10 protein-coding genes and 2 tRNA genes are annotated in these 13484 nt (G+C 60.0%); 4 read left to right on the top strand and 8 right to left on the bottom strand.

Features of this window, described 5'->3' with window-relative positions; genetic code table 11:
- Positions 1 to 439 precede the first annotated feature (439 nt).
- Together BR41_RS19720 and BR41_RS19725 are read right to left on the bottom strand one after the other, a co-directional pair.
- Positions 440 to 2359, bottom strand: coding sequence for a bifunctional diguanylate cyclase/phosphodiesterase (locus BR41_RS19720; protein WP_035060554.1), 1920 nt, complete (start codon positions 2357 to 2359; stop codon positions 440 to 442).
- Between the two features lie 52 nt (positions 2360 to 2411).
- Positions 2412 to 3086: a transglutaminase-like cysteine peptidase gene (locus tag BR41_RS19725; protein WP_051711421.1), complete on the bottom strand. Its 675-nt coding sequence runs from the start codon at positions 3084 to 3086 to the stop codon at positions 2412 to 2414.
- A gap of 177 nt (positions 3087 to 3263) precedes the next feature.
- Between BR41_RS19725 and BR41_RS19730 the strand changes: the two genes are divergently transcribed.
- Positions 3264 to 4820, top strand: coding sequence for a TolC family outer membrane protein (locus BR41_RS19730; protein WP_169741336.1), 1557 nt, complete (start codon positions 3264 to 3266; stop codon positions 4818 to 4820).
- Between the two features lie 90 nt (positions 4821 to 4910).
- Here BR41_RS19730 and BR41_RS19735 read toward each other — a convergent pair whose 3' ends face one another.
- Positions 4911 to 5708 carry an inositol monophosphatase family protein gene (locus BR41_RS19735; protein WP_051711426.1) on the bottom strand — a complete coding sequence of 266 codons (798 nt, stop codon included), beginning with the start codon at positions 5706 to 5708 and terminating at the stop codon, positions 4911 to 4913.
- Positions 5709 to 6012: 304 nt separating this feature from the next.
- Between BR41_RS19735 and BR41_RS19740 the strand changes: the two genes are divergently transcribed.
- The gene (locus BR41_RS19740; RefSeq protein WP_051711428.1) at positions 6013 to 7068 is read left to right on the top strand and encodes an SGNH/GDSL hydrolase family protein; all 1056 of its coding nucleotides are present in this window, start codon (positions 6013 to 6015) and stop codon (positions 7066 to 7068) included.
- A gap of 144 nt (positions 7069 to 7212) precedes the next feature.
- Here the strand turns inward: BR41_RS19740 and BR41_RS19745 are convergent, their stop codons facing one another.
- From BR41_RS19745 to gloA, 3 genes are all read right to left on the bottom strand, one after another.
- On the bottom strand, positions 7213 to 9612 hold the full coding sequence (locus BR41_RS19745) for a phosphoketolase family protein (RefSeq protein WP_035060557.1): 2400 nt from the start codon (positions 9610 to 9612) through the stop codon (positions 7213 to 7215).
- A gap of 279 nt (positions 9613 to 9891) precedes the next feature.
- Positions 9892 to 11286, bottom strand: coding sequence for a sodium:proton antiporter (locus BR41_RS19750; RefSeq protein WP_035060560.1), 1395 nt, complete (start codon positions 11284 to 11286; stop codon positions 9892 to 9894).
- 48 nt (positions 11287 to 11334) lie between these two features.
- Positions 11335 to 11724: a lactoylglutathione lyase gene (gloA, locus tag BR41_RS19755; RefSeq protein ID WP_035060569.1), complete on the bottom strand. Its 390-nt coding sequence runs from the start codon at positions 11722 to 11724 to the stop codon at positions 11335 to 11337.
- A 154-nt stretch (positions 11725 to 11878) separates the two neighbouring features.
- On the opposite strand from gloA, the gene BR41_RS19760 reads away from it, so the two are divergent.
- Both BR41_RS19760 and BR41_RS19765 read left to right on the top strand, forming a co-directional pair.
- Positions 11879 to 11954: transfer RNA gene (locus tag BR41_RS19760), tRNA-Lys, on the top strand.
- A 33-nt stretch (positions 11955 to 11987) separates the two neighbouring features.
- A tRNA-Lys gene (locus BR41_RS19765) sits at positions 11988 to 12063 on the top strand.
- A gap of 73 nt (positions 12064 to 12136) precedes the next feature.
- Here the strand turns inward: BR41_RS19765 and BR41_RS19770 are convergent.
- On the bottom strand, positions 12137 to 13207 hold the full coding sequence (locus tag BR41_RS19770) for a tyrosine-type recombinase/integrase (protein WP_035060571.1): 1071 nt from the start codon (positions 13205 to 13207) through the stop codon (positions 12137 to 12139).
- Positions 13208 to 13210: 3 nt separating this feature from the next.
- Positions 13211 to 13477, bottom strand: coding sequence for a hypothetical protein (locus tag BR41_RS19775; protein WP_035060573.1), 267 nt, complete (start codon positions 13475 to 13477; stop codon positions 13211 to 13213).
- Positions 13478 to 13484: the final 7 nt, after the last annotated feature.

Genomic DNA, 13484 nt, shown 5'->3' on the forward strand with positions numbered 1-13484 from the left:
GCCCGCGATGCCGGCCTTGGTGTTGTCGATGACTTTGGTCTTGCGTTTGCCGGCTGCTACGTCAACGAGCAGGCAGCAGTCGAGTTTGGCTTTGGAAACGTCGATACCGAGAAAGTGCATGATGAGAAAAGATCGAGAAGATGAAGAAAGTGCCACGTCGCCCACTTGCCTTGTGCATACAGGGTCGCGCCCTTGGCTACCGTTCAGTGTCTAATTGGCGAGGAAGGTGAGGCAGCGGGCTTGATCTACGTCGCAAGGTCCAGGCCTTCAGGGTGGGTCCAAGCTGCCGCTGCCTCGTGTGATGGGAGCTAACCATCACGGGAAGCAAGATACAAGGATGGGTCGAGCGTAGCGATACCCATCGGCCACACGTACGAAAGCAGCATGGGTATCGCTTTGTGCTCAACCCACATCCTATGAGCGCTGTTTCAACGTCCCCTCACCCCGGCCATTTCGCCGCCGGCCCTGTATACCCCGTCACCCCCAATCCGTTGAGCGTGACCCATTCCGCTTCGGTTTGCACCCGCTCGGCGATCACTTGCAGGCCGTGGCCGCTGGCGATGCCGGCGATGGCTTTCACGAGGTCCTGGTTGCCCTTGTTCTGGTCGATGTCCTGGATGAAGCTGCCGTCGATTTTCAGGTAGTCGAGCTGCAGTTCGTACAGCTGCGGCAGGCTGCCGAAGTAGCGGCCGAAGTGTTCGATGCCGAGTTTGCAGCCGAACGGGTGGACGCGCAGGGTGAAGGCGGCCAGCGTTTCCAGTTGGTCGCGGAAGCCGAATTCGTTGACTTCGAGCCACAGCCGGCTGGCGTTGGCGCGGTTCTTTTCCAGCAGGGCGAGCAGGCCGCTGACGAAGACGGCATCGCCGAGCGAGCCGGGCGAGAGGTTGACGGCGAGGGCGTGCTCGGTCTTGGTGAGCGCCTCGAAGGCGAGCCGGACGGCGGCCAGATCCACCTGGCCGGCGAGGTTGAAGCGGCTCACGTAGGGCATGAATGCCCCGGCGGTGAGGAGTTCGTTGCTGTCCGGCCGGCGCAGGCGCAGTACCACTTCGTGGTGCAGGAGTTGCTGCTTGGCATCCAGCGCCGGGAAGCTCGCGAGTTCGAAGCGATTGTTGGCGAGGCTGTCGCGCAGCAGTTGCTGCCAGTCTTGCGCCGGCATGCTTTGCACGCTGTCGCCGCCGAGGATGCCGACGCCGTTCTCGTTGCTGCCTTCTGCTTGTGCCAGTGCGCTGTCGCAGCGCGAGAGCAGGGCGCCGATCTTGTCGCCTTTCTGGTAGCTGGCGATACCCAGCGCGGCGAAGTCGTTGGTGTCGACATGGCCGCTTTGGCGCAAATCGGCCAGGCGGCCCTGTAGGGCTTGGCCCACTGCCGGGGCGTCCGCCAGTGTCTTGTTGGGCATCAGCAGCGCGTAGTCCGGCCCGTTCATGCGGGCGGCCAGCCAATCGGTTTCGTGGCTGGCCATGGTGGTGAGGTGGCCGGCGATCATTTGCAGCAGCCGGTCGGTGCCTTCGCGCCCGAGTCGCTGGTTGATGCCGCCGAGGTCTTTAAGCCGCAGCAGCAGCAGCAGGCCGTTGGGCGCGGCTTCTTCTTCCTCCAGCGCCTGGGCCAGCCGGCCCATGAAGAAGCCGCGGTTGGGCAGCTGGGTGAGCGCATCGCGGCTGGCTTCGCTGCGCAGGGCGTCGATGCGGGCAGATTGCTCGGCGAACATGGTCTTCACGCGGTCGACCATGGTGTTCATTGCGCGTACCACGGGTTTGAGTTCGAGGATGCGCGGCTCGGGCAGGGTGAAGAATCGCCGCTCCGAGATGGCTTCGGCCTGACTGACCATCTGCATCATCGGCCGCTTGATCCAGCCCAGCACCAGTTGCAGCAACAGTCCGCCCGTTATGCCGCCGGCCACGATCCAGGCGGCGAGCGCGAGCGCGTTGTGCCACAGCGATTGATAGGCGAACTTGGAGTGGGCAATCACTGACACGCTGCCGGCCTGTTTCCAGCCATCGGTGACCAGCGCGTGGCCGGTGGCGATTTCGATCGGGAAGGCGCGCATGAACCAGCCCGGTACGTTCTCCGGCGCTTGGGTGTTTTCACGGTCGACGACGGTTTTGCCGTGCACATCGGCATAGCGCACCAGCGCGAAGTGGCCGGTATCGAACAGCGCGGAGACTTCCAGCTCGACCACGGCGCGGTCCTTGGTCTGCTGCGACATCGAGAGCGCGAGCGAGGCGGCGTTGTCGTTGCTTTGCGTGTAGAGCTGCTGTTCCAGATAGTGGCGCGCGGTGTACATGCTGATGAGGAAACAGCCGAGGAAAGCCAGCAAGGTGGCGATCACGGTCATCAACCAGAGTTGGCGGAAGAGTGACATTGGTTTTCCTCTCCTTCATGTGCCCCGATCCGTGCACGGATCAGGACACGGGTCAGAACTTGAAGCCCTCGGCGCGTGCGCGCTCCAGCAGGTCTTTCCAGCGTGAGAGCCGGTCGATCGAGGCGGTGGCCTGGTTGGTGCCGGTATAGACACCAGCGGTGTTGAAGCTGAATACCGGCAGCAGATCGGGCCGGCGCGATGCGGGGCGGATTTCGGTCAGCAGGTTGTCCAGCACCAGCGGTTCGGCATCCGGCGTCGGGTAATAGGCCAGCACCATATGCGCTTGCGTGACATTGCTATCCGCGCCGCCCAGCTTGGCCCGCACATAAGTCAGCCGCATTTTTTCCTCGGGCACGCCCATTTCCTTGAGCGTGAAGAACTTGATCAGGGTGAAGCCTTTGCAATCGGCCGCATTCTTGCCCAGCGTTTCCATCGGTGTCGCCCAGTAATCATCCTTGCCCCAGACCGCCAGGTTGGTATCGAAGGTGATGCGGCGATTGATGTATTCGTTGACGCGCTTGAGCTTGTCGGCTTCTGCCCACGTTTTGCCCGCCGCCACCAGCGTTTGCCATCCTTGCAGGGCTTGGGCGCTGCCCGCGCCGAAGCGCTGGGTAATCGTCTGCAGCAGTTTGTCCTGATCAACCTCGGACCTGACCGGCCATGCCAGCGCTGCCAGCAACAGGGCTGCCAGTGCGTATGCGCTTGCCGGAGAAGATCTGAACGTCATCGGTATGCGTTCCGGATTTGCAAAAGCCGGACGTAACAAGGCCGCTCCACGCCGTCAGCCAACGGGAGTGACACTCGTCGGGTGGACCGGCGATTTGAAGGTTTCTTTCCAGCATAAGACTGCTTAAACGGTATGCAGATGACATCACTGACCATTCGTCAGATCGAGGAGGAAGCAATGACCCATATCCATCTAACTGCATACCGTTTACCAACATGCTTTACCACGCGGCATGTCGTGCAGGCCGTGCTGCTGGCGTTGTGCGGTGCGGCGGTTGCAGGGAGTGCTCAGGCGTTGACGCTGAACGAGGCGGTCGGGCAGGCGGTGACGCATCAGCCGGATACGCGTTCGCGGATGTATGACTATCTGGCAGCGGGTCATGAGGAGGCGGCCGCCAAGGCCCGTTACTTGCCCCGTGTCGATCTGCAGGGGGCGGTGGGGCATGAATGGCAGCGCTCACCCATTACCGATCCGGTGAGCTTCAATCACCCCAGCGTGGGTATCCAGCTGCGCGAAACCGTGTTTGACGGTTTCTTCCGCGAAGGCGAAATCCGCCGCCTGGGCTACGCCCGTCAGACCCGGTTGTACGAGGCGCTGGCTGTCAGTGATCAGACCGCCAGTGACGCGGCCAAGGCGTATTACGACGTGCTGCGTTACCGCAAGCTGGTGAGTCTGGCGCAGGATAACTACGCCACGCACAAGGAAATCCACGACCAGATCCAGGAGCGGGTGAAGGCCGGCGTGGGCCGGCGCGTGGATCTGGAACAAGCGGCCGGTCGTCTGGCCTTGGCGGAGTCGAACTGGTTGATCGAGGTCTCGAATGCGGATGATGTGTCGGCACGTTACGCCCGCATCATCGGCAGCGAACCGGTGCCGGACATGCTGGAGCCGGAGAACCTTGAGGCATCCATGCCCAAGCCGGATGACTTGCTGGCGAATGCGATCAAGAACAATCCGTCATTCCTGGCGGCGATTGCGAATATCCGCTCGGCGCGGGCCAAGATCGAAACGCAGAAAGCCAACAATTATCCGGTGATCGAATTCCAGGCCAGCAAAGCCATCGACGACAACCGCAATGGCATCAATGGCCGCTATCACGATGCGATCGTGCAACTGACGCTGAACTGGAATCTCTACAACGGCGGCGCTGATCTGGCGCGGACCCGGCAAAGCGGCGAGGAATACAACAAGGCGCTCGAACAGCGCGATGTGGTGTGCCGCGACGTGCGCCAGACCACGCAGATCGCCTTCAACGACGTGAACCGGTTGCGCGAGCAGTACAAATACATGGATCAGCATCAACTCTCGACCGAGAAAGCACGCGATGCTTATCGCAAGCAGTTCGATATCGGCCAGCGCACCTTGCTCGATGTGCTCGACAGCGAAAACGAGTTGTTCGATGCCAAGCGCACGCTGGTCAATGCCGACTACGACCAGCGCATCGCCGTGGTGCGCTTGCTGGCGCAGACGCACACCCTGTTGCCGACCTTGAAGCTCAATTCACTGGTAGATGGCGAGCAGCCGGAGCAGCTGAAAGACGTGAAGATGGAGGATGAGCAGATCGGCTGTTCCACCGCGCTGCCGGCCGCCGGCAAGCTCGACCGCGAAGCCGCCATGATCGGCCGCGCACCGGTAGCGCCGTTGCCGGCCAAGGTGGAAGAGCCTGCGCCTGCGGTGAAGGCCGCGCCGGCGCCAGCCAAGCCGATGCGGAAGAAAAGCCAAAGCGGGTGGTGATGGCGGTAACGTTATTCCCCCTTCAAAAAGGGGGAAGTAACACCTTGAAGCGCTTCGAATACGCGGTTTTGCAAGATCGTAAACAGACTCTTACCGGTTCTGCTCCACCCAATGAAACCAGGGCTCGAACAGCGCTTCATTGCGTGCGGCGACTGCCGAGCGTGCCCAGATGGTATCGCCCCAGTAATCCCGGCCATGCAGGGTGCCCAGTGCGCAGCCGGCTTCCTGAGCGATGAGCGCGCCGGCGGCGTAGTCCCACAGCCGCTGCGCGCCGTGCAGCATCAGATCAAAGCGGCCGGCGGCGAGGTAGCACCAGTCGATGGTGGATGCGCCGTAATTGCGCAGGCTGCCAAATGGCGCAACACAGACCACGCGGGTTGGCAGGCGGCCACCGAGGTATTTGGGTTCGACGACGGCAACGGTATCGGCCAACGCGGCAGGGGCTTCGCCGTGGCCGATCTTTTCGCCATTCAGCCATGCGCCTTCCCCGGCCGCCGCAGCGAACATTTCGTCCAGCACCGGCAAATAGACCGCGCCCAATACCGAGCGGCCCTGGCGCATCAATGCGACCGAAACGGCGAAATACGGCAGGCCGTGCACGAAATTGGTGGTGCCATCGATGGGGTCGACCACCCATAGGCCATCCGGATTGGCATCCCACAACGCTTGTTGTTCGGCCACGGTCATTTCCTCGCCCAGCACCGGGTAGGGCGCGATTTGCGGTAGTTGCGCGGCGAGGGCGGCTTGGGAGGCCAGATCGGCTTCGGTGAACAGGCTGCCGTCGAGTTTCTTGCCAGCCGTCACGCGCTTGAAACGGGGCATGACTTCCTCACGGGCGATGGCGCGGGTAAGGGCTTGCAGGCGGGTGAGGGTATCGAGATTGGACATGGCGGCAAGGCTGGACAGGGCAGCAGCTGGTAAGCAATACGGATGATTCTATCGTGCGATGGCTTGGCCGTTGCGGCTAAAACGATTGTTTTTTAAGCTCAAATTCATACGGGCGAAATCCAACGGCATTCCTAGGGAAATCCCCCGTTATGTGTAACTGAAAACTCCACACTACAATCAACTCACTTTGTGCCATTGACAAAGTTTGGTGCAGCGTTCGCACCAAGCTTGAAGCAAGCGACCCGGGAGATGGGCAAGAGTGGTCTGGCACATGGCGTCGATAACCGAATAACGAGGTTCCGGAATGAAGAATCAAGTCTGGCAAAAGTGGGTCGCGGTCAGTGCATTGAGCGTGTTGCTGGCTGCTTGTGGTGGTGGCGGTGGATCAGATACACCCGCGCCGATATCGAGTAAGGCATCGATCAGCAGCGTGGTCTCGTTCGGGGATAGCCTGAGCGACGCAGGCACCTATGTGGCGGCCAAGGCGGCGGGCGGTGGCAAGTTCACCACCAATCCCGGCAAAGTGTGGGTTGAAAATGTAGCTGCCTACTATGGCATTACGATTGTGCCGGCTGAGACCAGTGGTTTCGGCGTGCCAACCACCACCAACCCGAACGGTTATGCCTATGGCCAGGGTGGTTCGCGGGTCAGTGATCCGAACGGGATCAATCATGCAGGCGGCGCGACCACGCTGCCAATCACGTCACAAATGGCCAACTACCTGACCAACCACACCGCATTCAATGCCAAGCAGCTGGTGTTGATTCAGGGCGGGCCGAACGACATCTTCACGCATTTGGCGATTCTGGGTGCTGGCGGTGAAACGCAGAATGCCGCGCAAACTGCCATCATCACTGCCGCAACCCAGTTGGTTGGCGTCGTACAGACGGCGGCCACCAAGGGGGCACAATACATCGTGGTTGCTGGCGTACCCGATATGGGCTCCGCGCCACTATTTGCTGGTAATCCAACTGGGGCGGCCGGTGCAACCAGTCTCTCGCTGGTGTTCAATACCGCTCTGCAAACGGGGTTGGGTCAGCTGAAAGCTGCGCTGCCTAGCACGATCAAGATCATCTATATCGATGCCTTCACCTACATTGATTACGTGGCGGCACACAGCGCAGACCCGGCATTTGGCTTCAAGCATTCGCTTGATGCCGTGGCATGCGATGCAGCCAAGATCAATGCGATCGCACCGACTGCTGGCGGCAGCTCGCTGTTCTGCTCGGCCAATACCTTGACCGAAGCGGGCGCGGATCAGACGTATATGTTCGCCGACGGCATCCACCCGACGACCAGGCTGCATAGCCTGATATCGGACTACGTGATTGGCCGGGTCGAGGCGGCGTTCAATCCGTAGCAACGTTGAGCCCATTGGGCTCCAGTCGGGATTTCCGCTGGAGCCTGATTGGAACAAGTCATCGCAGTAAACAAAATAGCCACCCCAAGGGGTGGCTGTTTTGCTTTGGTGGCGGCGGGTTAGCCGCCAACCAAGCTGGCTAAATCAATACGGCCAGCTCCAGTTCTTCACTTCCGGCATGTCATCGCCATACTCATTGATGTAGTGCTTGTGCTCAATGAGTTTGTCCTCGAACTTCTGGCGCACGTGGGCACCGATCTTCTTGAGGTGCGGCACGCGGTCGATGACGTCGATGGCGAGGTTGTAGCGGTCCACCTGATTCATCACCACCATGTCGAACGGCGTGGAGGTGGTGCCGTTCTCGATGTAGCCGCGCACGTGCAGGTTGTCGTGACCGTTGCGGCGGTAGGTGAGGCGGTGGATCAACCACGGGTAGCCGTGGAAGGCGAACACGATCGGTTTGTCGGTGGTGAACACGGCATCGAATTCGTGATCGTCCAGCCCGTGCGGGTGTTCGCTCTTCGATTGCAGCGTCATCAGATCGATCACGTTGACGAAGCGGATCTTGATATCCGGGAAGTGCTGGCGGATCAGATCGGTCGCGGCCAGTGCTTCCATCGTCGGCACGTCGCCGGCGCAGGCGATGACCACATCCGGCTCGCCACCTTCATCGTTACTCGCCCAATCCCAGATGCCCAAGCCCTTGGTGCAATGCTTGATGGCCTGATCCATGGTCAGGTATTGCAGCGCAGGCTGTTTGCCGGCCACGACGACGTTGACGTAATGACGGCTGCGCAGGCAGTGGTCGGTGACCGACAGCAGCGTGTTGGCATCAGGCGGCAAGTAGACGCGGATCACCTCGGCCTTCTTGTTCACCACGTGATCGAGGAAGCCGGGATCCTGGTGCGAGAAGCCGTTGTGATCCTGCCGCCAGACGTGGCTGGTGAGCAGGTAGTTGAGCGACGGAATCTGGCGACGCCACGGGATGTCCTTGGTCGTCTTCAGCCACTTGGCATGCTGGTTGAACATCGAATCGATGACGTGGATGAAGGCTTCATAGCAGCTGAAGAAGCCGTGGCGGCCCGTCAGCAGGTAGCCTTCCAGCCAGCCTTGGCAGGTGTGCTCGGAGAGGATTTCCATCACGCGGCCGTTCTGCGAGAGGTGGTCGTTCTCTTTGTCTTCCGGCAGGTAATCCGCCTGCCACTGCTTGCCGGATTCATCGAACACGTCGGCCCAGCGGTTGGATGCGGTTTCATCCGGCCCGAAGATGCGGAAGTTCTGGGCGCTGTCGTTTTCCTTCATCACGTCGCGCAGCAGCTTGCCCATCACGCGGGTGGCCTCGGCGACGACGGTGCCGGGCTTGTCGAGCTTGACCGCGTATTTGCGGAAGTCCGGCATCTTCAGATCGCGGCTTACCAAACCATGCACGAGCGGGTTGGCGCTCATGCGCAGCGCGCCAGCCGGGGCGAGTGCGGCCAGCTCTGGCTTGAGTGCGCCGTCCTCGGTGAACAATTCCTTGGGCTTGTAGCTCTTCAGCCATTTTTCCAGCGCGGCGATGTGGTCTGGCGTCATGTCCGAGAACGGCACCTGATGGCTGCGCCAGTAGCCTTCGACCTTCTTGCCGTCGATTTCCTTCGGCCCGGTCCAGCCTTTGGGCGAGCGCAAGATGATCATCGGCCAATGCGGACGGGTGATCGGCTTGCCGGCCTTCTCTTCCTTTGCCGCCTTGGCGCGCAGGTCGCGGATTTCGTCGAGCACGGTATCGAGGGTACTGGCGAAGGCTTGGTGCATCGTCGCGTAGTCATCGACATCCGCGCCGGTTTCGACGTAATGCACCTTGTGGCCATAGCCCTCGAACAGCTTGGTCAGCTCGTCCTTCGGCAGGCGGGACAGCACGGTCGGGTTGGCGATCTTGTAGCCATTCAGATGCAGGATCGGCAGCACGCTGCCGTCGTGCACCGGATTGATGAATTTGTTGGAGTGCCAGCTGGTCGCCAGCGGGCCGGTTTCCGCCTCGCCATCGCCCACCACGGCCACGACGACCTGATTTGGGTGATCGAAAGCCGCGCCATAGGCATGCGACAGCGAATAGCCCAGCTCACCGCCTTCATGCATCGAGCCCGGTGTTTCCGGCGCTACGTGCGAGGGAATGCCGCCGGGGAAGGAAAACTGCTTGAACAGCTTTTGGAGGCCGTCTGCGGTCTGATCGATGTTCGGGTAGGTCTCGGTATAGGTGCCTTCCAGCCAGCTGTTCGCCACCAGACCCGGGCCGCCGTGGCCAGGGCCGGTGATGTAGATCATCGGCTGCTGGCGTTCCTTGATGGCGCGGTTGAGGTGCACATAGATGAAATTCAGGCCCGGCGTGGTGCCCCAGTGGCCCAGCAGGCGCGGCTTCACGTGTTCGCGTTTGAGCGCTTTCTTGAGCAGGGGGTTGTCCAGCAGGTAAATCTGGCCGACGGAAAGGTAATTCGCGGCGCGCCAGTAGGCGTGCATCTTGTTGAGCAGATCTTTGGAGAGCGGTTGGGATGCTTTGGATTGAGCCATGTTTCACCTCTGTCAGGATGCGATTCGATGGAAGCTCGGTAGAGCTGGTGCTGCTTTGGTCTTCAGTATGTGACAACGAATTTGCGCAAGTGCTGACGCAAATCAAGGCCAGTCTGATCGGTTACTGATGTGTGAATATTTTCTGCGCACCAGAATCTGGCAGCCTGATGCAAGCTTTGAAAAAAAACAAGTCGGTACATATGTGTTTTTGATAAAGCATCGGGAAAGAAAAAACCGCCAGAGGGCCGGCGGTTTCGTTGGGACCAAGCTGCAGGCGGGTTAGAAGAACACCAGCGTCACCAAAACAAACAGCGGGATCAGGATTACTCCTGACCACGCCATATAGCCAAAGAAGCTCGGCATTTGCACGCCGCGTTGCTCGGCAATCGCCTTGACCATGAAGTTGGGCGCGTTGCCGATATACGTGTTCGCACCCATGAACACCGCGCCCATCGAGATTGCCAGCAGGGTCGAGGCCAGCGGCCCCATCATGTGCACCGGATCGCCGTGGGCAAGGTTGAAGAACACGAGGTAGGTCGGTGCGTTATCGAGGAAGCTGGAGAGTATCCCCGTGGTCCAGAAATACATGATGTCCATCGGCCGGCCATCCGGGTGGCTGACGCTTTTGACCAACGCGGCCAGCTGTCCGGCCTCCCCGGCGCGCAGGATGGCAATGGCCGGCGCGATGGTGATGAAAATGCCGGCGAACAGCTTGGCGACTTCCAGGATCGGTTCCCAGTTGAATTCGTTGCCGGCACGCACCTGCTTGGGCGTGATCAACAAGGAGACGATGCCGATGCCCAGCAGCAATACATCGCGCGCCACGCTTTCCAGGCCCACGTGCGTACCCCAGATGTCGAAGGTGATGCCGGGTTTCCACAGGCCGGACAGCAACACCGCGCCGACGATGCCGCCAATCAGCCAGAAATTGCGCTTGCCGGTGAGCTTGAGCGGCACGTCGTATTGAGGCTCCGGGCGGGGCGGCAGGTCTTCGTGGCGGAAGAAGTAACTGTCGATCACGTAGAACAGGACCAACAGCACTGCGCTGCAGAACAGCACCGATGGCAGCATGTGTTTCAGCGTCCAGAAGAAATCGACGCCCTTCAGAAAGCCAAGGAACAGCGGCGGATCGCCCAGCGGGGTCAGACCGCCGCCGATATTGGCGACGAGGAAGATAAAGAACACCACCACGTGCACGTTATGGCTGCGGTGTTCATTGGCCTTCAGCAATGGCCGGATCAACAGCATCGCCGCACCGGTGGTGCCCATGATCGATGCCAGCAGCGTTCCAAGCGCCAGCAGACCGGTATTCAGCTTGGCCGAGCCGTGTAGCGTACCTGTCAGCAGAATGCCGCCGCTGGCTGTATAGAGCGCAAACAACAGCAGGATGAAGGGAATGTACTCAGCCAGCAGCGCATGTACGACGACTTGCCCCGCCAGCGCCGGCCCGAAAGTCGCGCCAAGCGGAAGCAGGAACACCACCGTCCACGCGGCGATGACCTTGCCGTAGTGGCTATGCCAGACGTTCGGCGCCACGAGCGGAAACACGGCGATGGAGAGCAGAATGCCGGCAAACGGCAGCGCCCAGGCCAAGCTGAGCTGAGCGCCATCAAAGTCTGCTGCCTGTGCCAATGCTGGCAGCAGCAACAAGAGAAGTGGGAGGAATTTCTTCATCGGACCTCGCGGTGAGCGACGCAATCACGCCGCAGGAGAAGAGGGGAGTTACTGCGCGTGTTTCTGGATGAACTCGATCTTGTAGCCATCCGGGTCTTCTACAAACGCGATGACTGTCGAGCCATGCTTCATCGGCCCCGGTTCACGCGTCACACGACCGCCCTTGGCGCGGACTGCTTCACAGGTGGCGTAGATATTGTCGGTCTCGATCGCGATATGGCCGTAACCACTGCCGAGATCGTAGTGATCGGTATCCCAGTTGTGGGTGAGTTCGATCACCGCTGTACTGCTCTCTTCGCCGTAACCCACAAAAGCCAAGGTAAAGCGGCCCTCTGGATAATCGTGCCGGCGCAGCAGTTTCATGCCCAGAACTTCGGTGTAGAAAGCGATCGCGCGGTCGAGATGGCCGACGCGCAACATGGTGTGCAAGATGCGCATGGAACGTGCTCCTTTGTGGGGTGTGGGCAGTTTACCCAGCTGTCGCCGACTTGACAGTGACATGTTGCCGATTGGCAAGCCAATTTCTTGTACATTTTCGCGCAAATGGTGTTGACAGCCTCGCAGGCTAGGCCCTAATATTGCGCCCTCTCTTGGGTCGTTAGCTCAGTTGGTAGAGCAGCGGACTCTTAATCCGTAGGTCGAGTGTTCGAGCCACTCACGACCCACCAAGATTGCTTAAGCTGATGTGCAAACGACAGCTTGGGTCGTTAGCTCAGTTGGTAGAGCAGCGGACTTTTAATCCGTTGGTCGCAGGTTCGAGTCCCGCACGACCCACCAGTAAAATCAAGGGCTTAGCTGATGCTAGGCCCTTTTGCTTTTCTGCGTTTTAGACAGAATTCTAGACAGTTGTCTAAAATCCAGAGCAGTTTACGTCCACTTTGTTCGGCTCCACCGTCCCTCGCCAGCGGCTTTTCACGTAAATTTCGGTTGTCTTGACCGACTCGTGACCGCACAGCACTTGGATCACTTCCAGCGGAATTCCCGAAAGCCACATATCCGTTGCGCCTTTGCCTTTCAGGTCGTAAAAGCCGAAGTTTGTTACTTTGGATTTCTTGAGATATCGGGTCAGCATTGAGCAAAGTCCGCTGTATGTATAAGGCTCGCCTTTGCCGGTGTGAATCAGCGTCATCTGATGACGGCTCGGTGTGGCCGTTACCCCAAGCTCAACGAGAATTTCATCAATCTCCGCTGTGATCGCAATGTCGATAGTCGCGCCGGTCTTTCCTTGTTTGGTGCGGATGATTCGGCGGCGCGAACCGTCTGGCTCGACCTTGGTAATCAGGTTGGCTGCTGTCCAGATGATGATGTCCTCGGGGCGCTGCAGTGTGCGGTAAATGAGCGCCATGAGGCACTGCACTTGGCGCACCGCAACGGCACGTACTGCGTGATATTCAGCGTGTTCAACGTAGCGCTCACGCTTGGTTTCCTTGTTGCGGCGGACGCCTTTGCACGGGTTGCCGTTAATTCCCCCTTCGCCTTTCCGAATCATCCAGGAGAAGCATGCCGACAAGCAGGCCTTCTCGCGGTTGCCGCGTACCGGCCGATCCAGCTCGACGCACATATCTAAATAAGCGCCGATGTGTTTGGCTTCGACGGCGGCGGGTAGCATGCGCCCGAAATATGCCTTGAGCGGTTCGATGTCGCGCTTGTAATCCTCGTAGGTCCGTGGCGCCATGCCGCCTTTTTCGCGTGGGAGCAGCGTGCGCTGTGCGCAGTGCACTACGAAGGCATCGAGGAAGTAGGTCATCGTGCCGAACGTGTTGTCGGGATCGTTGTAGAGCTGCGCCTTCCGTTTGGCTTCGCGGACATCGGTGCCCAGCCGCTCCCATTTCCCCGAGCGGTGGACGTAGTAGAACGCGCTGTGTTTTGCATAGACATTCAGGGGCAACCCAAGTGGGTTGTCATTTCGTTTTCGGGCCATCGGTTATTTGTGCTTCGAGAAAATGGCGCGCAGGGCTGCGCTGTCCGGTTCGCTGTCGGCGCTTCCATGCGTGGGATCGTTCGCGGCTTGCCGGCCGGACATGACCGCCTCGAAGTTCTGGCGGGAAATCAGCGGCATGCCATTCGGTTTGCGGCGCGTCTCGAAGCCCGAGCGTTGAAACCAGCGCGTGATCGCGGCGGGCTGCTGCAGCGGGGCGGCGATTTCCCGCAATTCGACGTCGGATAGAAACGGCAGGGCGTGAGCGTTCATCTCAGGC

The organism is Andreprevotia chitinilytica DSM 18519, from assembly GCF_000711875.1.
Classification (GTDB): Bacteria; Pseudomonadota; Gammaproteobacteria; order Burkholderiales; family Chitinibacteraceae; genus Andreprevotia; species Andreprevotia chitinilytica.